The sequence below is a fragment of the Lysinibacillus agricola genome (assembly GCF_016638705.1).
Taxonomy (GTDB): Bacteria; Bacillota; Bacilli; order Bacillales_A; family Planococcaceae; genus Lysinibacillus; species Lysinibacillus agricola.
Genome location: NZ_CP067341.1, coordinates 1,334,652 through 1,355,286 on the forward strand (window position 1 = coordinate 1,334,652; position 20,635 = coordinate 1,355,286).

Below are 20,635 nucleotides of genomic sequence, written 5' to 3' on the forward strand. Positions count from 1 at the left end.
GAGAGATATCATTAACTATTCACTTTAAAGGTGGGGTATTATGCAAACAGCCATTGCATTTATTTTAATATTTGGCATGCTCGTATTCTTCCATGAACTTGGTCACTTCCTGTTTGCGAAACGCGCAGGAATTATGGTTCGTGAATTCGCCATTGGTATGGGACCGAAAATTTATGGGAAAACACATGGTGAAACAATCTATACGATACGTTTATTACCAATAGGTGGTTACGTTCGTATGGCTGGTGAGGACATGGATGGCACCGAATTACAGCCGGGCTACCGAGTAGGGCTTATTGTAGATGAAGATAATGTTGTCAAGAAAATTATCTTTAATCAAAATAATAAGCAATTACCAGATTTATTATTTTTAGAAATTGAACATGCTGATTTAGAAAAAGAATTGTTTGTGGAAGGTTATGATGAAGAAGAAAAATTAATTCGTTATAATGTTGCAAGAGATTGTATTCTCGTGGAAAACGGTAGAGAAACGTTAATTGCACCGTATGATCGTCAATTTAACGCTAAAACAGTCGGTCAACGCGCCATGACAATCTTTGCAGGCCCATTGTTTAATTTTATTTTAGCATTTGTTATTTATTTGCTGATTGGGTTATTCCATGGTGTACCTACCTATGAGCCAATCATAACAGAGGTAGTAGAAAATGATCCAGCTGCACAGGCAGGAATGCTTGCAGGTGATAGAGTAGTTGGCATTGATGGACAAGTAGTTGAAAAATGGCAAGATTTAGCTGCTATTGTACAAGATCACCCAGGTGAAGATATAACTGTTACAGTTGAACGAAATGGTCAGCAAGTTAACTTAAATATGACGGTAAAAGAAATAAAACAAGATGGCGAAAAATATGGTCAAATAGGGGTTAAGTATGAGAGCCCACGTGAATTTAATCCATTAAAGGCTGTTGTTTATGGCGCTCAAGAAACCTATAGTATGACTGTTCGAATCTTTGAATTACTTGGTATGTTAATTACCGGTAAATTCACTATAGATGCTCTTTCAGGTCCAGTAGGTATTTATAAAGCGACAGAGCAGGTAGCTCAATATGGATTCATAAATCTCATGAATTGGGCTGCGATGTTAAGTATTAACCTTGGAATTATGAACTTACTACCGCTTCCAGCACTTGACGGTGGTCGCCTATTATTCTTCGGCTTCGAAGCAGTAAGAGGCAAACCAATTGATCGTCAAAAAGAGGGGCTTGTGCATTTTGTAGGTATCGTACTATTGATGATACTAATGGTCGTAGTTACATGGAACGATATACAAAGATTTTTCTTTTAACTAAATTTAGTTAAATTTTCCAAGTGAAACTGATTGAAAACATAGCTTTGAGCGCAATTTTTTTGAAACATTGCGTTCAAAGCTAAATTTGTTTATGCTAATTAGAGTATAAAAACTTATCTATTAAAAAAGGTGGAACACTGAATGAAGCAAAGTAAAACATTTATCCCAACGCTACGTGAAGTACCTGCTGATGCAGAAGTAAAATCACATAAGCAATTACTACGTGCAGGGTTTATTCGTCAAAATACAAGTGGGGTATACTCGTATTTACCGCTTGCGAAACGTGTGTTAACAAAAATAGAAAATATTATTCGTGAAGAAATGGAAGCAATCAATTCGGTTGAGCTTTTAATGCCTTCATTACAATCTGCGGAACTTTGGCAGGAATCCGGCCGTTGGGAAAAATACGGCCCAGAATTAATGCGTTTGAAGGACCGTCATGATCGTGATTTTGCATTAGGACCAACACATGAAGAAGTGATTACAACTTTAGTACGTGATGAAATTAAATCATATAAAAAATTACCGTTAACACTTTATCAAATTCAAACTAAATTCCGTGATGAAAAACGTCCTCGCTTTGGTTTACTACGAGGCAGAGAGTTTATTATGAAAGATGCATATTCTTTCCATGCATCGCGTGAAAGCTTAGATGAAACATATGATGATATGTATCGTGCCTATTCAAATATTTTCTCTCGTCTTGGTCTAAACTATCGTGCAGTTATTGCAGATGCAGGCTCAATTGGTGGGAAGGGTACTCATGAATTTATGGTGCTTTCTGAAATTGGGGAAGATACAATTGCATATTCTGACACGTCTGATTATGCTGCGAACACCGAAATGGCAGAAGTTCTTGTAGACTATCAACCATCAGATGCAGCATTAAAAGAGCTTGAAAAATTGGCAACACCAGACCAAAAAACAATCGAAGAAGTATCAGCTTTCTTAAATGTTGAGCCTTCAAATGTCATTAAATCATTAGTCTTTGATGTTGACGGTGAATTAGTCGTTGTACTTGCTCGTGGAGATCACGAAATTAATGATATTAAACTGAAAAATGCGCTTGATGCTGGTTCTGTTGAACTTGCTAGTGAAGCAGCGATCCGTGATTTATTAGGCTGTGGCATTGGCTCAATCGGTCCTGTTAAATTACCAGTAGACGTAAAAGTAGTAGCTGACAATGCGATTAAATCTATTCGCAATGGTGTCGCTGGTGCAAACGAGGATGGATTCCACTTAGTAAATGTAAATCCTGAGCGTGATTTTGCAGTAAATGAATATTTAGATATTCGTTTTATTCAAGAGGGTGATCCATCTCCAGACGGACAAGGTATTATCAAATTTGCTGAAGGTATCGAGGTTGGTCATATTTTCAAATTAGGAATAACTTACTCTGCAAAAATGAACGGTACATTCTTAGACGAGCAAGGTAAGGCACAGCCATTTATTATGGGCTGCTATGGTATTGGTGTATCACGTATTTTAGCTGCTGTTGCTGAGCATTTCCAAGATGACAATGGTTTCACTTGGCCAACGCAATTAGCTCCTTATGATATCCATGTTGTACCTGTTAATACAAAGGATGAAACACAAGTAGCCTTAGCTGATGAGCTGTATGGCTTATTGAAATCTTACCGTTACGACGTGCTATTAGATGATCGTGCTGAGCGCGCCGGTGTTAAATTTGCAGATGCTGATTTAATTGGATTACCTGTCCGTGTAACAGTAGGTAAAAAAGCAACTGAAGGTATTGTTGAAGTGAAATTCCGTCAAACAGGTGAAACGTTCGAATGGAAAAAAGAAGAGGTCATTGATCGCTTAAATGAATTTTTCCGCAAAAACTAATTTCCTTTAAAACGATTTGTCCCGAAAAGGATGTAAATAGCATCAAATAGACAAGAAAATTCGCACCACTCCTCGGGGACAGCGAGCCAAGTTATGAATTCATAGATGTTTAGAATCTGTGAAGCTTGTAGACCACCCGGGGAAAGGGAGCGGATTTTTTTCGAATTTTAATCGTAAACATTGATGAGGAAATAAAACAAGGGGCTTTTAACATTGCCTCTTTCTGAAAGTAGGTGTCAATAGATTGGAACAGCAACAAGAAGCAAGAACGAGGTTTCAAATGCTCTTGCAGCAACTAGAGTTAACAGATGACGTGTATATGTCCTTTTTTGAAGAAGGTGAATTATCACGGCTAACCGTACACAAAAAGAACAGGCTATGGCATTTTAACATTAAATTACGAGGTATACTTCCTTTTCAGCTATACCAACTTTTTCGTACTCGTTTGACCGAAAAATTTTCAGCTATCGCTCAAATCCATACAACTTTTGAGACGGTAGAAAAAGATGTGACAGAGGAACTTGTTCAAGGATATTGGTTAACTGTAGTAGAGCAAATAGATGAAATGGCGCCAACTTTAAAAAATTGCCTAGTATCACAAACGCCTATGTGGAATGGGCAAAAAATTACTTTATCTTGCATGCAAGAAATGGAATTTATGATGCTGAAAACAAAGTATGCAGAAAAGCTTTCCGAAAGTTATGGTCAATTCGGCTTTCCACACATTGTGATAGATTTCGTGCTTCAAGATAAAACGGAAGAAATGATTGCGGCACAGGAAGCTTTCATGGAACAGAGGCGCTTAGAGGAGGCAGTTTTAGCTCAGCAAGCGATACAAGATTTCCAAAAACGAGAGAAGGAGAAGAAGGAAAATCCAGCCCTTGCCAACCTGGGTGACCGTCCATTCCAGCTGGGTATGTTAATTAAAGACGATGAAACCATGGAAATTAAACGCATTGTTGAGGAAGAACGTCGTGTTATCGTTGAAGGCTTTGTATTTGATACAGAAATCAAAGTACTAAAAAGTGGCCGTTCTTTATTGCAAATTAAAATTACCGACTATACGGATTCCATCATTGTAAAGATGTTCTCACGCGATAATGATGATGCAGAGCTAATGCAATATTTGAAAAAGGGAATGTGGGTAAAAGTCCGCGGTTCCGTACAAACTGACACATTCATTCGAGATCTAATCATCATGGCCAACGATATTAATGAAATCAAAAAAGAAACACGACAGGACAAGGCTCCAGAGGGAGAAAAGCGGGTAGAATTGCATTTGCATACACCAATGAGTCAAATGGACGCTGTAACACCAGTTGATAGACTTGTTGCGCAGGCTGCAAAGTGGGGTCATCCAGCCGTGGCTATTACTGACCATGCTGTTGTGCAATCCTTCCCAGATGCTTATGCAGCAGGGAAAAAGTATGGTATCAAAGTTATTTATGGCTTGGAAGCTAATTTAGTAGATGATGGTGTACCGATTGCTTATGCACCTGAGAACCGTTTATTAGCTGATACTACCTATGTCGTGTTTGACGTAGAGACGACAGGTCTATCTACTGCTTACGATACTATTATTGAGCTTGCCGCGGTGAAAATTAAAGATGGAAATGTTATCGACAAATACGAAAGCTTTGCCAATCCACATCACCCACTCTCTGCGACGACCATTGAACTGACAGGCATTACAGATGATATGGTACGTAACGCGCCAGAAGTGGAGCAAGTCATTAAAGAGTTCCATGCATTTATCGGAGATTGCATAGTAGTAGCCCATAATGCATCGTTTGATATGGGCTTTTTATACACAGGCTATAAAAAATTTGGGCTAGAGGAAACAGTTCATCCAGTCATTGATACGTTGGAGCTTGCGAGAATGCTTTATCCAACGATGAAAAACCATCGTTTAAATACACTTTGTAAAAAATTCAATATTGAATTAACCCAGCATCACCGGGCTATTTATGATACAGAGGCAACGGGTTATTTACTTTTACAGCTGTTAAAAGATGCAGATGAATTAGATATTAAATACCACGACGACTTTAATAAGCATGTTGGTGGTGGGGATGCTTATAAAAAGGGACGACCAATGCACTGCACAATATTAGCGGTAGATAATGTTGGACTAAAAAATTTATTTAAAATAGTCTCCCATTCCCATACAAAAACTTTCTATCGTGTACCTCGTGTAACACGGGCGGTCCTAGAGCAATATAGAGAAGGATTATTAGTCGGCTCAGGCTGTAGTAATGGTGAATTATTTGAGACCATGATGAATAAATCCCCAGAGGAAGCAGAGAAAATTGCGAGATTTTATGATTATATTGAAGTTCAACCTAAGGCAGTGTATGCACCATTAATTGAGCGCAATGTCGTACGTGATGAATGGACACTTGAAGATATTATTCGCAAGTTAGTAAAGCTAGGGAAGAAGATCGATAAACCAGTTGTAGCAACCGGTAATGTGCATTATTTAGATCCAACAGACGGGATGTTCAGACAAATACTAGTTGGTTCACAAGGTGGTGCCAATATATTAAATAGATCAAAGCTACCTGAGGTTCATTTTAGAACGACTGATGAAATGCTTAAGGAATTTGATTTTTTAGGACCGGATCTTGCAAAAGAGGTAGTTGTCACCAACTCTCAAAAAGTCGCAGATATGATTGGTGATGTTAAACCAATTAAAGATGATTTATACACACCGAAAATTGAAGGCTCAGATGATGAGGTCACAAATTTAACCTATGAAATGGCTCATCATATATACGGAGAAGAGCTACCAGAAATCGTCAAGGCTCGAATTGAAAAAGAATTAAAGTCAATTTTAGGCCATGGTTTTGGAGTAATTTATTTAATTTCTGCGAAGCTTGTTAAAAAATCATTAGCGGACGGTTATTTAGTAGGTTCTCGTGGTTCTGTTGGATCTTCATTAGTGGCAACTTTTATGGAGATTACTGAGGTAAATCCACTTCCACCTCATTATATTTGTCCAAATTGTAAGCATTCCGAGTTTTTTAATGATGGTTCAGTAAGCTCAGGTTTTGACTTACCAAATAAAGATTGTACGGAATGTGGAACACCGTATAAAAAGGATGGACAAGATATTCCATTCGAAACGTTCCTTGGATTTAAAGGAGATAAGGTACCTGATATCGATTTGAGTGCGACACGTTGTTAACTGAAAAGGTTAACCACCTTCATTGGTAGAACTGCTATTTCGAAGTGTGGAATGAGAGAGTAACGCCTTGAAACACACTCGCTGAAGCTACGACAAGCGTGGACGGTATTGCAAACACCAAAAACGTTTGAAGCTCGTTAAAGTAGGCTGAAGTTCACCCAAACAGTCAGCTGTGGAAAGAGGGATAGAAATCTCTTGTGAATGATAGGTCTGGCGTCTATAAAATTCCTATGGTTAGAAGCGGTAGAATAATCGAGACGAACCCTCGACTGACTTTTCGTGAATGTCACGTAGTAGAAATGCTGCAGGGTCCAGTTAGGACTTCTAGGTGTGGATGAGTAAGTGTTAGGTTATGAAAATCCATATTGTGTTACAGGCACAATCCAGCCTAGCGGAATTTAGAGGGAACCTAAGGGAATTATGTACAGATAGAAATAGTGGAACGTGTGAAACTCCTAACGTAAGAGAAGATTGCACTTCAATGACGACGGTGTATGGAAAGGCAAAATGGCTATAACATACTTTAAAGGAGTGGCAGTAGTGCCGTAGTACTGACGAAGAAATGCTGTTGATGACTGAATAACCAATAAGTCGGAGGGAAAAACATTTCAGAGGGAAGGGCACAAGTCGTTAACGTTGAAACAAAACCTACAATAAGTCAGATTCGTGTATGACTAAAGAGAACGAAAACTTCGTAAAGGAAGTGATTAGTTGGCTGACTTAATGATTCAAAAGTTAAGAAATAACGAATATTTTGGTTTACAAGAGTCATTTGATAACCTTTTTAAAGAAAGCGAAAAGGGTTGGTACTTTACAGATATCACAAGTGAAGATTTAAAAGGCACATCACCAAAATTTGTGAATGACATTTGTTAAAACATATGCCTTGTAATATAAGTTGATCTTCGTTACGACTGGGCGACTCCTTGGGGATCAGCGATAGAGGAACGAAGGCTAAAAACATCACGTCCTGTGATAACGCCTTCGTGACCAACATCGGTGCTGTTGCTGTCGCTGCGCTTTCGCACAAACAAAACCCTCTGCTGCCGCTACGTTAGCACTATGCTTTCGCGCAAAAAACATCTGTTGGCCCAAGCGGCTCATCGGACGCCCCCAGGAAGCTTTGCTCTGTGCGAAAGCAAAGCGGCAGCTACAAATGTTTTCTATAGCGAAAGCAAAGCGGCAGCTACAAATGTTTTATCTGCGCGAAAGCGAAGCGTCAGCGGCAAATGTTTTATCTGCGCGAAAGCGAAGCGTCAGCGGCAAATGTTTTATCTGTGCGAAAGCGTAGCGGCAGCAACAAAGCGCCCAGCTGGAACGGAAATCAACCACACGTTATGGTGATGAGTCATTTAAAAGTAATGAATTGCTGGTATATCCTATTGAAGCAATTCGACATGATATACGAGGACAGAGAAAGCCTGAATTTACAGGTCCTTAATTCAAAGATTTAAAACATGTGTCTGTTCAAAGCTCGATTCGAAAAGAAAGCAATAAATAAAATAAACGAACTAAGAACGGAAGTAGGAAATCCAAAGCTTAGTTTATAAATTTCAACAAAGTTAACGATGGAACGCCGTATGACGCCGAAAGGGTCACGTACGGTGTGGGACGGGGGAAGAGCTGGAGATAATATCAAATGTTTACCTATCGTCATACTTTTCTGGTGAATATCAACCACAAGCTCATAACTATACGAAGGTACTATTCGGTGAAGATTATGTATATCGTGCCGGGACAATCGGTACAGTTGCAGAGAAAACAGCGTATGGCTACGTAAAGGGCTATGCTAATGATAACAACCTACACTTCCGCGGTGCTGAGGTAGATCGGTTAGTGCAAGGTTGTACAGGCGTAAAACGTACATCAGGACAGCATCCAGGAGGAATTATCGTAGTACCGGACTATATGGATATTTACGACTTCTCACCAGTGCAATTTCCTGCGGATGCACAAGATGCAGAATGGCGTACAACGCACTTTGATTTCCATTCCATTCACGATAATATTTTAAAGCTCGATATTCTCGGGCACGATGATCCGACTGTGATTCGGATGTTGCAGGATTTATCAGGAATAGATCCAAAAACCATTCCAACAGATGATCCAGTCGTTATGAAAATCTTTAGTTCTCCAGAATCTTTAGGCGTAACAGAAAAACAAATTGGCTGTAAGACGGGAACACTTGGGATTCCTGAATTTGGTACTCGCTTTGTGCGCCAAATGCTTGAAGATACAAAGCCATCAACATTCTCGGAGCTTGTGCAAATTTCAGGACTTTCACATGGAACGGACGTGTGGCTTGGTAATGCACAAGAATTAATTCAAAATGGTACATGTGTACTGAAAGAAGTAATTGGCTGTCGTGACGATATCATGGTGTATTTAATTTACCAAGGGTTAGAACCGTCACTGGCGTTTAAAATTATGGAGTCCGTGCGTAAGGGGAAAGGATTATCTGAAGAGTTTGAAGCAGAGATGCTAGCGAATAAGGTGCCAGGCTGGTATATTGAATCATGTAAAAAGATAAAATATATGTTCCCGAAAGCCCACGCTGCTGCTTACGTTTTAATGGCAGTTCGTATCGCTTGGTTTAAGGTACACTTCCCGATACTTTACTATGCAGCGTATTTCACAGTGCGCGCAGATGATTTTGATTTAATTGCGATGGTACAAGGCTCGCAAATGATTCGTGCAAAAATTGATGAGATCAATATAAAAGGCTTAGATGCTTCAACAAAAGAAAAAAACCTATTAACTGTGATGGAACTAGCACTTGAAATGTGTGAGCGCGGTATGAGCTTCCAAAAGGTGGACTTATATCGTTCGCAGGCTAGTGAATTTGTAATTGATGGGAACTCTTTAATTCCACCATTCGATGCGATTCCTGGACTTGGTACGAACGTTGCGAAAACAATTGTGGCAGCACGTGAGAACGGGGAATTTTTATCGAAGGAAGATTTACAGCAACGCGGTCGTGTCTCCAAGACATTAATAGAATACATGGATCAATTGGGCTGTTTAGAGGGAATGCCTGATGCTAATCAGTTATCACTTTTCTAAAATAAGAAGGTTAGTCTGAAGGCATCATCATCAATAACGAATAACTTATAAGCATTATGCTCAAATTAAGGCTTATAAAGTTGAGGGTGACATTTGTTAAAATGTATACCATGTATATAAGTTAGCCGGAACGGAAATCCCCCCACGTTATGGTGATGGACCTAAATTAAGCACAAATTTCAAATTCCAGACACAATTATGGCTATTCCTAATAGATATCTAGAATAAGGAAATTTGCATTGTGCTGTAAACTATGCTATCCTTACTGTAATAATTTGTTGATATTTTTCCAGCAAAAGAGTGGGTCCTTCCCGCTCTTTTCTGTTGTTATACCGTAGCAAAACAAATTTTTGACTAACAGCAGGTAAGACCGTTAAATTTCACCAAAGCTACTGGTGGAATTTCTGTTTTATTACGCCAGAATTTGATAGATACAGGAGGAAACAATGAGCAAAGTACCATCTTTAATTGAAGAGCTCGCCAAACCGATTGTTGAAGAATTAAATCTTGAGTTAGTGGATGTCGAGTTCGTAAAAGAAGGACGTAACTGGTTTTTACGTGTTTATGTGGATACACCTGAGGGGAGTATTGACATTGACCAATGTGCTCAAGTTAGTGAACGACTGAGTTTGCTGTTGGATGAAAAAGATCCAATTACACAAAACTATTATTTAGAAGTTTCTTCACCTGGAGCAGAACGTCCATTAAAAAAGGATGCTGATTTTGAAAAAGCGATTGGCAAATTTATTTATATTAAAACCTATGAGCCCATCAAGGACATGAAGGAATTCCAAGGCTACTTAACGTCGTACGATGAACATATATTAGTGGTGGAAGTACTCATCAAAACCCGCAAAATTACAGTAACAATTGAACAAGAAAAAATCGCATTGGCACGATTAGCCATCGATTTTTCAGCATAATGCATATTTAGGAGTGAAAACAGAATGAGTAGTGATTTGTTAGATGCGCTAAATGCGCTAGAAGAACAAAAAGGAATTTCAAGAGATGTGTTAATTGAAGCAATTGAAGCGGCATTAGTTACAGCTTACAAACGCAACTTCAATCAAGCACAAAATGTTCGTGTGGACTTAAATTTAGATAAGGGCTCAATTCGTGTCTTTTCACGTAAAGATGTTGTAGAAGAAGTAGAGGATGATCGTTTACAAATTTCTATAGAAGATGCAAAGGCTATTAACCCTGCATACCAGATGGAGGATGTGGTTGAGCAAGAGGTGACACCTCGAAACTTTGGTCGTATTGCCGCACAGACAGCGAAACAAGTAGTTACACAACGTGTACGCGAGGCAGAACGCGGTCTAATTTACGAGCAATATGTGGACCGTGAAGATGATATCGTGACTGGTGTAGTTGAGCGTCTAGATGCTCGTAATATATATGTAGGTCTAGGAAAAGTAGAGGCTGCATTACCACAAAACGAACAAATTCAAGGTGAAACATATCATCCACATGATCGTATCAAGGTCTATATTACAAAGGTTGAACGTACTACACGTGGGCCTCAAGTCATTGTTTCACGTACACATCCTGGTTTATTACGCCGCTTATTTGAAATGGAAGTACCTGAAATCTATGAAGGTATTGTAGAAATTAAATCGATTGCTCGTGAAGCAGGAGATCGTTCTAAAATCTCTGTTTATGCACATAACGAAGAGGTAGATCCAGTAGGTTCATGTGTAGGTGCAAAAGGCGCGCGTGTTCAAACAATTGTTAACGAATTAAACGGTGAAAAAATCGATATCGTTGAATGGTCAGAAGATCCAGTTGTATTTGTAGCAAATGCTCTTAGCCCATCAAAGGTTTTAGATGTTCAAGTAAATGAAGAAGAAAAATCTACAACGGTTGTCGTACCTGACTATCAATTATCATTAGCAATTGGTAAACGTGGTCAAAATGCACGTTTAGCTGCAAAGCTAACAGGCTGGAAAATTGATATTAAGAGTGAAACAGATGCTCGTGAGTTAGGTATTTATCCATCTGCTACAAGCACTTTCATTCCTGCTGAGGATGAAGAAAGTGATTTTGATGATGTAGCAGTTGACTTATATCAAGACGACGAAGAATAAGTAAGAAAGCCGTGTGACTAGTTAGCTGCCATTATTCAGTGGGCGTTGGGCTGCGTCGACTGAATAGTGGCAGAGTCCTACAATGGAAAATGGAATTTAATTTAAATCCAAGTTAATGGCCAATGTAGTGCATGGCTAGTCCACCTCTTACGACATGCTTCAGAGAGGAAAGGTGATTCTTATGGCTATTAATAAAAAAGTACCTCTTCGAAAATGTGTAGCTACAGGAGAAATGCTACCAAAGAAAGAAATGATTCGTGTTGTTCGTTCAAAAGAGGGCGAGGTAAGTGTTGATATTTCCGGAAAAAAACCCGGACGTGGTGCTTATGTCTCTAAATCGGAGAAGGCGATTGAAATCGCCCGAAAGAAAAATGTTTTAGGGCACCAACTTGATGTAAAAATCCCTGAAGAAATCTACGATGAACTTATTTTGCTGATTCGTAGGGAGTCTATTATATGATCAATCAAGCAGTGTTTAACTTGCTTGGAATAGCGGCGAGAGCCCGTAAAATTATTTCAGGAGAAGAGTTAGTAGTAAAGGAAGTCCGCAATGGTAATGCAAAGCTAGTACTGCTTGCAAACGATGCTTCTAAAAACTCTAGCAAAAAAATTCAAGATAAATGCACGTACTACAACGTTGAGTATCATGTAATTGGTGATCGTTATGATCTAGGACATGCTACAGGTAAGGAGGCCCGAGTGGCTTTAGCTATTACCGATAAAGGTTTTGCAAGCAAATTGTCTAGTCTACTCAACGAAAAATAATCGGGGGTGAGCAGATGACCAAAATCAGAGTTCATGAATATGCGAAACAAGTGAATAAAACGAGTAAAGAGGTTATTGAAGCACTAAGTAAATTAAATGTGAGTGTAACAAACCATATGTCAATGTTAGAAAAAGATATAGTGGCAAAGTTAAATCAATCATTTAAAGCTACAAAAGAAGTGAAGAAACCTACTCAAAACGTATCGCAAAAACCACAAGCTAATGGTCAACAAAAACCACAGCAATCGGTGAAAAAGCAAGAAGGGCAAAAGCAGCAATCTACTACTTCTAAACCAAAAGTCAATAATCAGCAACAAACGCATCAAAACTCAAATTCGTCTAACGAAAAATCTAAGAATATAAAAGGTAATCAAAATCGAAATATGACACAAAATAATAATAATAATAATAATAATAATAATCGCAGAGGTTACAACCAACGTCCAAAACCAGGAATTCATGGCGGAAAACGTCGCCATCCAAAAACACATCAACCAAGTCTACCAGTGAAACAAAAGGAATTACCAGAAAAAATTACTTTTGTTGAATCACTTTCTGTAGCAGAATTAGCTAAAAAATTACACCGTGAACCATCAGAAATTATTAAAAAATTATTTATGCTTGGTGTAATGGCAACAATTAACCAAGAATTAGATAAGGATGCAATTGAATTAATTTGCACAGACTATGGTGTAGAAGTTGAAGAGGAAATTCGTGTAGATATTACGGATTTAGAAACACACTTCGAACAAACAGAAGAAATTAACGAAGAGGACTTATCAGAACGTCCTCCTGTAGTGACAATTATGGGGCACGTTGACCATGGTAAAACTACATTATTAGACTCTATTCGCAATACAAAAGTTACAGCTGTTGAAGCTGGAGGTATTACTCAGCATATCGGTGCTTATCAAGTAACTGAAGGCGACAAAAAAATTACGTTCCTTGATACACCAGGACACGCTGCTTTTACAACGATGCGTGCGCGCGGTGCGAAAATAACAGACTTAACGATTTTAGTGGTTGCTGCGGATGATGGTGTTATGCCACAAACAGTTGAAGCGATTAACCACGCAAAAGCAGCAGAAGTACCAATTATCGTTGCAGTCAATAAAATGGATAAACCTTCAGCTAATCCAGACCGTGTGATGCAAGAGTTAACGGAGCATGGCCTAGTTCCAGAAGCTTGGGGCGGCGAAACTATTTTCGTACCAATTTCTGCATTAAAAGGTGAAGGCATTGACACATTATTAGAAATGATTTTACTTATCGCTGAAGTTGGAGAATTAAAAGCGAACCCTAATCGCTTAGCACTTGGTTCAGTAATTGAAGCACAGCTAGATAAAGGTCGAGGCTCTGTTGCAACGCTTTTAGTACAAGATGGAACATTAAAAGTTGGGGACCCAATTGTTGTCGGCCATGCTTATGGGCGAGTACGTGCTATGGTGAATGACAAAGGCCGTCGTGTGAAGGAAGCTGGACCATCAACGCCAGTAGAAATCACAGGCTTAAATGATGTACCACAAGCTGGTGACCGTTTCGTTGTCTTTGAAGACGAAAAAACAGCACGCCAAGTTGGAGAAACTCGTGCAATGACAGCGATTCAAGCACAACGTTCAGAAAAACAACGCGTAACGCTTGATAACTTATTCGAACAAATGAGTCAAGGCGAAATGAAGGAGCTTAACTTAATTGTTAAGGCTGACGTTCAAGGTACTGTAGAAGCTATGGCTGCATCATTAATGAAAATTGATGTTGAAGGCGTAAACGTGAAAATTATTCACACTGGCGCTGGAGCGATTACAGAATCAGATATTTCTCTTGCTGCGGCTTCAAATGCAATTGTTATCGGCTTCAACGTTCGTCCAGATGTCAATGCAAAACGTGCAGCAGAAGAAGAGGGCGTAGATATTCGTCTACACCGCATTATCTATAAAGTAATTGAGGAAATTGAACAAGCAATGAAAGGTATGCTTGATCCAGAATTCGAAGAAAAAATTATTGGTCAAGCAGAAGTTCGACAAACAATTAAAGTATCAAAAGTTGGTACAATTGCTGGTTCGTACGTAACAGAAGGTAAAGTAACTCGTGATTCTGGCGTACGTGTAATCCGCGATAATGTAGTAATTTTTGAAGGTGAATTAGATACACTTAAACGTTTTAAAGATGAAGTAAAAGAAGTTGCTAGAGGTTACGAATGTGGTATTACAATTACAAACTTCAACGATATTAAAGAAGGCGACATTATCGAAGCCTATATTATGGAAGAAGTTAAACGTGCTTAATGATTGTTTACGCAGAGGTTGAATTCATTATTCAAACTGCCCATTCGTTGAAGGAAAAACGTGCTGTTCTACAGCGTATGATTACTCGCACTAAACAAAAATTTAATGTATCCATTGCGGAAATTGACCATCAAAATGTATGGCAGCGCACGAAGTTAGCGCTTGTTGCTGTTTCTTCTTCAAAAGAAGCAGCCGAGCGTGAAATTAATCATGCGCTCCATTACTTACAGTCAAATCCGGCTTGGGAACAGTTAAATGTTTGGCGAGACTATCTATAAGTAACATTAGATTGTTGTGTTGTATGATTTGTCATACCTTGCTTGTAGATATGTGCAAGTGAGGACACAACTATCTGTACATCGAAATTGAGGTGACAAACTATGTCTCTACGCTCAAACCGTGTCGCTGAGCAAATGAAAAAAGAGCTCGGTGATATTCTTAGCCGTAAAATAAAAGACCCGCGTGTTGGTTTCGTTACTGTTACTGGTGTTGAGGTAACAGGTGATTTACAGCAAGCGACAATTTATATTACAACTCTAGGCAATGAACGTGAACGAGAGGAAACACTAAAAGCTTTATTAAAAGCTTCTGGTTTCATTCGCTCAGAAATCGGTTCACGAATCCGTTTACGTCGTACACCAGAATTAATTTTTGAATTTGATTCATCGATTGAATATGGGAACCGTATTGATTCATTGCTACGTGGTTTACACGAAGAATAAAGCTAACATAAAAAGTCTGCCAAATGCATGTTCATGCAGGCAGACTTTTTACATTCATAGAATACACCACAAAAGATTTTGTCTGAGCAAAACGGCGACGAAAAATATACGAATTTGGATAATGTCAAATATGTGAAAAACGAATTAATTTTGGTTCATCACCAATTGGAATGATAATTGCTAAAATGCATGCTATGTGGGCTCGAACGACCCCAGAAAAGCACCTAGTCATAACGGAAATCAACCCCGAATTATGGTGATGAACCTTGATTTTAGGAGGATATTTATGAACGGTATTTTACCGCTTTGGAAGGAACGTGGCATGACGAGTCATGATTGCGTCTTTAAATTGCGAAAAATTTTACGTACCAAAAAAGTTGGACATACAGGGACACTTGATCCAGGTGTCGAGGGAGTCCTTCCCATTTGTATTGGTCAAGCAACACGCATCGCAGAATATTTAACAGATGCAGGAAAGACGTATGAAGCCATGATATCAATTGGGCGTACAACGACAACTGAGGATGCAGAGGGAGAAACAGTTGAACAAGATAGTACGATTAAAAAATTTACACGTACTCAATTGCAAGAAGTTTTAGCCTCGCTAACAGGTGTTATTAATCAAACACCACCGATGTTTTCAGCTGTCAAAGTAAATGGTAAACGTCTCTATGAATATGCCCGAAAAGGCGAGATCATCGAAAGACCTACACGTCAAGTTACTATTTATGCACTAGAGCTATTAGATGATGTAGAAATATACGAAGGACAAGAAATTACATTTCCTGTACGTATAGCGTGTGGTAAAGGGACGTATATTCGAACACTAGCTGTGCAAATTGGACAGGCGCTTGGCTATCCTGCACATATGAAAGAGCTCGTACGCACAGCCTCAGGCACCTTTACGCAAGAAAATTGCTTTACATTGGCACAAGTTGCTGAGCTAATGGAAGCTGAACAAATCGATACATGTATTTTACCAGTTGAGTATGCATTAACAGATTATCCATATATTGAGATAACCACTGCTAATGAAAAAGAAATTTTCAATGGACAAGTGCTTCCCGCAGATGCATTATTAAAGATACATGATAAAATTGTTTTTGGAATCAGTGGGAAAGCATTTGCGGTCTATCATGCCCATCCTACAAAGGAAGGGTTTATGAAGCCACATAAGATGTTTCCGACGATAGAGTAGGAGGATTTTTTGTATGGAGGTCATTCATTTAAAATACCCACACCAACTACAGCAACGAGAAAGCATGCAGCCATATTCATTGGCACTTGGCTTTTTTGATGGTGTACATAGAGGGCATCAGGCAGTTATTAAGGCAGCGAAGGAAGAAGGAGACAAGCGTCAAATTCCAACGGCTGTTATGACATTCGATCCACATCCTTCTTTAGTGCTTGGCGGACGTAACGAAAAAGTATTTTATATAACGTTATTACAGCAAAAATTGCAGCTTTTTGAAGAACAGGGTGTTGATACAGCATTTGTTGTACACTTCACATCTGATTTTGCAAAGCTTTCACCTGATGCATTTATTGATACATTTATTCGTGGGTTGAACATTCAACATGTTACAGCTGGCTTTGATTATTCTTTTGGTGCATTCGGTAAAGGTAAAATGGAAGATATGCGTGCATTGAGTAATGGAGATTACGGCGTAACAGTTGTTGAAAAGAAAATCGACGATATCGAAAAAATTAGCTCTACACGTATCCGTAAGCTTTTGCAAGAGGGAGATATGGAAGCAGCAAGATTGCTCCTAGGACGACCATTTGAAATTACGGGTATCGTTGTACATGGTGATAAGCGAGGACGCACAATCGGTTTCCCAACTGCTAATGTCCAAGCGTTAGAGGGGACTTATATCCCAGCAAGCGGTGTGTATGCGGTACGATTACTTGTACAAAATAACTGGTATGATGGTGTATGTAATGTAGGCTATAAACCCACATTTAAAGATCCAAATGACAAGCAATTATCCATCGAAGTCCATATATTAAACTTCGAAAAAAATATTTACGGTGAAGAAGTACATGTCGCTTGGTATAAACGTATAAGAAGTGAACGAAAATTCGATGGTATTGAAGCATTGAAAGCACAAATCGAAAAAGATAAACAGGAAGCAATTGAGTATTTTACACTTATTACCGAAAGTTAAAACGTATACCATGAATATAAGTTGATCTTCGTTATGGCTGGGCGACTCCTTGGGGATCAGCGATAGAGGAACGAAGGCTAAAAGCATCACGTCCTGTGATAACGCCTTCGTGACCAACATCGTGTTGGCCCGAGACCCTGGAGCGAGCAACGCGAGTGAAGCGGCTCATCGGACGCCCCCAGGAAGCTCTGCGCGAAAGCGAAGCGTCAGCGGCAAATGTTTTATCTGTGCGAAAGCGTAGCGGCAGCAACAAAGCGCCCAGCTGGAACGGAAATCAACCCCACTTTATGGTGATGAACCATATTTTATCGGGTTAATGCAAATTAAATATGCGTTAGCATTTGAATAGGCTTACGTTAACGCTTGCTTGACCTTTTGATTTATGGTAACATTCATAAGTGCATAATATGCTAAACCTTAGCTCGGTATATCGATGACTCCAACGTTTACTGTGCTAGTGGGGATTAACAATTATTTAGGAGGTCCATACAAATGGCTATTTCAAAAGAACGTAAAAACGAAATTATTGCTGAGTACCGTACTCACGAAAGTGATACTGGTTCACCAGAAGTACAAGTTGCAGTATTAACAGAGGAAATTAACGCTCTAAACGCTCACTTACGTACACACAAAAAAGATTTCCACTCTGAGCGTGGTCTTCTTAAAATGGTAGGTCGTCGTCGTCACCTATTAAAATATCTTCGTGAAACTGACGTACAACGTTACCGTGAACTAATCACTCGTTTAGGCTTACGTCGCTAATTGTCGATCTAAAAGCGGGATTAATCCCGCTTTTTCTTTATGTTTATAAACATTAAGAAGACATTAACTTTACTATTGCGAAAAAAGCATATATGACACGAAATTCAAGCAAAAAAACTTTGTTTCAATCAAATACAGAAATAAATCCTAAATAAATTGGCAATAACTGAATTTAAATGTATGATTATTTAATGAAATATTTAGCATAGAACAAGCATTTTTGGTACACTTACTATTAGTACATACAGACGAAGTAAGTGTTTTTATAATAGAGAGGGGTTCATTGAATGAACGAAAAGAAAGTCTATTCCTATGAATGGGCTGGCCGTCCGCTTGTAATCGAAGTCGGACAGTTAGCAAAACAAGCAAATGGGGCCGTTTTAGTACGCTATGGTGATACATCTGTACTTTCAACAGCAACAATGTCAAAATCACCGAAACCACTTGATTTCTTCCCATTAACAGTAAACTACGAAGAACGTTTATACGCAGCAGGTAAAATTCCTGGTGGCTTTATTAAACGTGAAGGACGTCCATCTGAAAAAGCAATACTAGCAAGCCGTTTAATCGACCGTCCGATTCGTCCGATGTTCCCAGACGGTTTCCGTAATGAAGTACAAGTGATTTCGATGGTCATGTCTAACGATCCGGATTGCACGTCTGAAATGGCTGCAATGCTTGGTTCATCAATAGCGTTAGCTATTTCAGATATTCCATTCGACGGACCGATTGCAGGTGTACAAGTTGGCTATATCGACGGTAAATTTATCGTGAACCCAACAGTGGAACAATCTAATCAATCAACAGTCCATTTATCTGTAGCAGGTAACAAGGATGCTATCAACATGGTTGAAGCAGGTGCACTAGAAGTACCAGAGGAAATAATGCTAGAAGCCATTATGTTCGGTCATGAAGAAATCCAAAAAATTATTGCTTTCCAAGAGCAAATCGTTGCAGAAGTAGGAAAAGAAAAATTATCTATAACATTATTTGAAATTGATGAAGCGATTCAAGCAGATATAAAAGCAGCTTGTGAGACTGACATGCATGATGCTATTCAAACTGCTGAAAAACATGCACGTGATGAGGCTATTAAAGCGGTAAAAGACCGTGTTATTGCTTCTTATGAAGAGCAAGAAGCTGATGATGTAACAATGAAGCAAGTTTATACAATGCTAGATAAAATGGTTAAAGACGAAGTACGTCGTCAGATTACAGAAGATAAAGTACGTCCAGATGGTCGTAAGTTAGACGAAATCCGTCCACTTTCTTCTGAAACAGGCATATTGCAACGTACACACGGTTCAGCATTATTTACGCGTGGACAAACACAAGCCCTTTCTATTTGTACATTAGGTGCACTAGGGGATGTACAAATTATCGACGGTTTAGGCGTAGAAGAATCAAAACGCTTTATGCATCACTATAACTTCCCTCAATTCTCTGTAGGGGAAACTGGCCCAATTCGTGGACCAGGTCGTCGTGAAATCGGGCATGGTGCATTAGGAGAGCGTGCTCTTGATGCGGTTATTCCAGATGAATCTGTATTCCCATATACAATCCGTTGTGTATCGGAAGTACTTGAATCAAACGGTTCTACATCTCAAGCTTCTATCTGTGCTTCAACGTTAGCGATGATGGATGCTGGTGTTCCATTAAAGGCACCTGTAGCAGGTATTGCAATGGGTCTTATTAAAAAGGGAGAGCATTACTCTATTTTAACGGATATTCAAGGTATGGAAGACCACCTTGGAGATATGGACTTTAAAGTTGCTGGTACAGCTAAGGGTGTAACAGCACTTCAAATGGACATTAAAATTGATGGTTTATCACGTAATATTCTAGAGGAAGCATTAACGCAAGCTAAAATTGGGCGTATGCACATTTTAGAATCAATGCTTGCTACTCTTGCAGACCCACGTGAAAAATTATCTCAATTTGCACCGAAAATTGTGATCGTGAAGATTAATCCTGATAAAATTCGCGATGTCATCGGACCTGGTGGTAAACAAATTAACAAAATTATTGAAGAAACTGGCGTAAAAATTGATACGGAGCAAGATGGTACAATTTACATCTCTTCTGCAGATGAAGAAATGAACGCTCGTGCAAAACAAATTATCGAAGACATCGTACGTGAAGCAAAAGTTGGCGAGTATTACTTATCAACAGTTAAACGTATTGAAAAATTTGGTGCGTTCTGTGAAATATTCCCTGGTAAAGATGGCTTACTTCACATCTCTGAAATTCAAGAGGAACGTACAAAACAAGTTGAAGATGTATTGAAACTTGGCGATCAATTACTTGTAAAAGTTATTGAAATTGACAAGCAAGGTCGTGTGAATTTATCTCGTAAAGTTGTTATCCAAGAGGAAAAAGAACGCGCTGAGCAAGATAAATAATAAATTGTAGAAAAGGCTGCGTATAATGCGCAGCCTTTTT

At 39.0% G+C, this 20,635-nt stretch carries 16 protein-coding genes and 2 pseudogenes; all 18 read left to right on the forward strand.

What is annotated here, in order from left to right; genetic code table 11:
- Positions 1-40: 40 nt before the first annotated feature.
- The 18 genes and pseudogenes from rseP to pnp all read left to right on the forward strand — a co-directional run bounded on the left by rseP (position 41) and on the right by pnp (position 20,595).
- Entirely contained in the window at positions 41-1,303 is a 1,263-nt protein-coding gene (gene rseP, locus FJQ98_RS06295) for an RIP metalloprotease RseP (RefSeq protein ID WP_053594240.1), read from the forward strand.
- Between the two features lie 144 nt (positions 1,304-1,447).
- Positions 1,448-3,154, forward strand: coding sequence for a proline--tRNA ligase (locus FJQ98_RS06300; RefSeq protein WP_053594241.1), 1,707 nt, complete (start codon positions 1,448-1,450; stop codon positions 3,152-3,154).
- Positions 3,155-3,398: 244 nt separating this feature from the next.
- Positions 3,399-6,326, forward strand: a pseudogene (locus FJQ98_RS06305) (PolC-type DNA polymerase III); the annotation flags it as partial.
- Positions 6,327-7,052: 726 nt separating this feature from the next.
- Entirely contained in the window at positions 7,053-7,217 is a 165-nt protein-coding gene (locus FJQ98_RS06310) for a hypothetical protein (protein WP_158003001.1), read from the forward strand.
- Positions 7,218-7,403: 186 nt separating this feature from the next.
- On the forward strand, positions 7,404-7,685 hold the full coding sequence (locus tag FJQ98_RS06315; RefSeq protein WP_143114710.1) for a hypothetical protein: 282 nt from the start codon (positions 7,404-7,406) through the stop codon (positions 7,683-7,685).
- A 315-nt stretch (positions 7,686-8,000) separates the two neighbouring features.
- Positions 8,001-9,404: pseudogene (locus tag FJQ98_RS06320) on the forward strand (PolC-type DNA polymerase III); the annotation flags it as partial.
- Positions 9,405-9,850: 446 nt separating this feature from the next.
- On the forward strand, positions 9,851-10,327 hold the full coding sequence (gene rimP, locus FJQ98_RS06325) for a ribosome maturation factor RimP (protein WP_053594242.1): 477 nt from the start codon (positions 9,851-9,853) through the stop codon (positions 10,325-10,327).
- Between the two features lie 24 nt (positions 10,328-10,351).
- On the forward strand, positions 10,352-11,491 hold the full coding sequence (nusA, locus tag FJQ98_RS06330; RefSeq protein ID WP_053594243.1) for a transcription termination factor NusA: 1,140 nt from the start codon (positions 10,352-10,354) through the stop codon (positions 11,489-11,491).
- Positions 11,492-11,672: 181 nt separating this feature from the next.
- Complete coding sequence (gene rnpM / locus FJQ98_RS06335; protein ID WP_053594244.1) at positions 11,673-11,951, forward strand: RNase P modulator RnpM; 279 nt, start codon at positions 11,673-11,675, stop codon at positions 11,949-11,951.
- Positions 11,948-12,256 (forward strand): YlxQ family RNA-binding protein, encoded by a 309-nt coding sequence (locus tag FJQ98_RS06340; protein WP_053594245.1) that lies wholly within the window; start codon positions 11,948-11,950, stop codon positions 12,254-12,256. Before rnpM ends, FJQ98_RS06340 begins: the two co-directional genes overlap by 4 nt.
- Before the next feature lie 14 nt (positions 12,257-12,270).
- Entirely contained in the window at positions 12,271-14,541 is a 2,271-nt protein-coding gene (infB, locus tag FJQ98_RS06345) for a translation initiation factor IF-2 (RefSeq protein ID WP_053594246.1), read from the forward strand.
- Positions 14,541-14,819 (forward strand): DUF503 domain-containing protein, encoded by a 279-nt coding sequence (locus FJQ98_RS06350; protein ID WP_053594247.1) that lies wholly within the window; start codon positions 14,541-14,543, stop codon positions 14,817-14,819. Before infB ends, FJQ98_RS06350 begins: the two co-directional genes overlap by 1 nt.
- Positions 14,820-14,921: 102 nt before the next feature.
- Complete coding sequence (gene rbfA, locus FJQ98_RS06355; protein ID WP_053594248.1) at positions 14,922-15,263, forward strand: 30S ribosome-binding factor RbfA; 342 nt, start codon at positions 14,922-14,924, stop codon at positions 15,261-15,263.
- A 286-nt stretch (positions 15,264-15,549) separates the two neighbouring features.
- A complete protein-coding gene (gene truB, locus FJQ98_RS06360; protein ID WP_053594249.1) occupies positions 15,550-16,461 on the forward strand; it encodes a tRNA pseudouridine(55) synthase TruB in 912 nt (303 codons plus the stop codon).
- Between the two features lie 13 nt (positions 16,462-16,474).
- Positions 16,475-17,431: a riboflavin biosynthesis protein RibF gene (ribF, locus tag FJQ98_RS06365; protein ID WP_053594250.1), complete on the forward strand. Its 957-nt coding sequence runs from the start codon at positions 16,475-16,477 to the stop codon at positions 17,429-17,431.
- 155 nt (positions 17,432-17,586) lie between these two features.
- Entirely contained in the window at positions 17,587-17,748 is a 162-nt protein-coding gene (locus FJQ98_RS06370) for a hypothetical protein (RefSeq protein ID WP_158003004.1), read from the forward strand.
- Between the two features lie 175 nt (positions 17,749-17,923).
- Positions 17,924-18,193 (forward strand): 30S ribosomal protein S15, encoded by a 270-nt coding sequence (gene rpsO / locus FJQ98_RS06375; RefSeq protein WP_053483257.1) that lies wholly within the window; start codon positions 17,924-17,926, stop codon positions 18,191-18,193.
- Between the two features lie 287 nt (positions 18,194-18,480).
- Positions 18,481-20,595, forward strand: a complete 2,115-nt coding sequence (pnp, locus tag FJQ98_RS06380) for a polyribonucleotide nucleotidyltransferase (RefSeq protein WP_053594251.1) — start codon at positions 18,481-18,483, stop codon at positions 20,593-20,595.
- Positions 20,596-20,635 lie beyond the last annotated feature (40 nt).

What these genes read in the sequence shown, in the direction of transcription:
- FJQ98_RS06340 (WP_053594245.1), top strand. Translation starts at nt 11,948, where the DNA reads ATGATCAATCAAGCAGTGTTTAACTTGCTTGGAATAGCGGCGAGAGCC.
- FJQ98_RS06300 (WP_053594241.1), top strand. Translation starts at nt 1,448, where the DNA reads ATGAAGCAAAGTAAAACATTTATCCCAACGCTACGTGAAGTACCTGCT.
- rimP (WP_053594242.1), top strand. Translation starts at nt 9,851, where the DNA reads ATGAGCAAAGTACCATCTTTAATTGAAGAGCTCGCCAAACCGATTGTT.
- pnp (WP_053594251.1), top strand. Translation starts at nt 18,481, where the DNA reads ATGAACGAAAAGAAAGTCTATTCCTATGAATGGGCTGGCCGTCCGCTT.
- truB (WP_053594249.1), top strand. Translation starts at nt 15,550, where the DNA reads ATGAACGGTATTTTACCGCTTTGGAAGGAACGTGGCATGACGAGTCAT.
- rpsO (WP_053483257.1), top strand. Translation starts at nt 17,924, where the DNA reads ATGGCTATTTCAAAAGAACGTAAAAACGAAATTATTGCTGAGTACCGT.
- FJQ98_RS06350 (WP_053594247.1), top strand. Translation starts at nt 14,541, where the DNA reads ATGATTGTTTACGCAGAGGTTGAATTCATTATTCAAACTGCCCATTCG.
- infB (WP_053594246.1), top strand. Translation starts at nt 12,271, where the DNA reads ATGACCAAAATCAGAGTTCATGAATATGCGAAACAAGTGAATAAAACG.
- FJQ98_RS06315 (WP_143114710.1), top strand. Translation starts at nt 7,404, where the DNA reads ATGCTTTCGCGCAAAAAACATCTGTTGGCCCAAGCGGCTCATCGGACG.
- ribF (WP_053594250.1), top strand. Translation starts at nt 16,475, where the DNA reads ATGGAGGTCATTCATTTAAAATACCCACACCAACTACAGCAACGAGAA.
- rseP (WP_053594240.1), top strand. Translation starts at nt 41, where the DNA reads ATGCAAACAGCCATTGCATTTATTTTAATATTTGGCATGCTCGTATTC.
- nusA (WP_053594243.1), top strand. Translation starts at nt 10,352, where the DNA reads ATGAGTAGTGATTTGTTAGATGCGCTAAATGCGCTAGAAGAACAAAAA.
- rbfA (WP_053594248.1), top strand. Translation starts at nt 14,922, where the DNA reads ATGTCTCTACGCTCAAACCGTGTCGCTGAGCAAATGAAAAAAGAGCTC.
- rnpM (WP_053594244.1), top strand. Translation starts at nt 11,673, where the DNA reads ATGGCTATTAATAAAAAAGTACCTCTTCGAAAATGTGTAGCTACAGGA.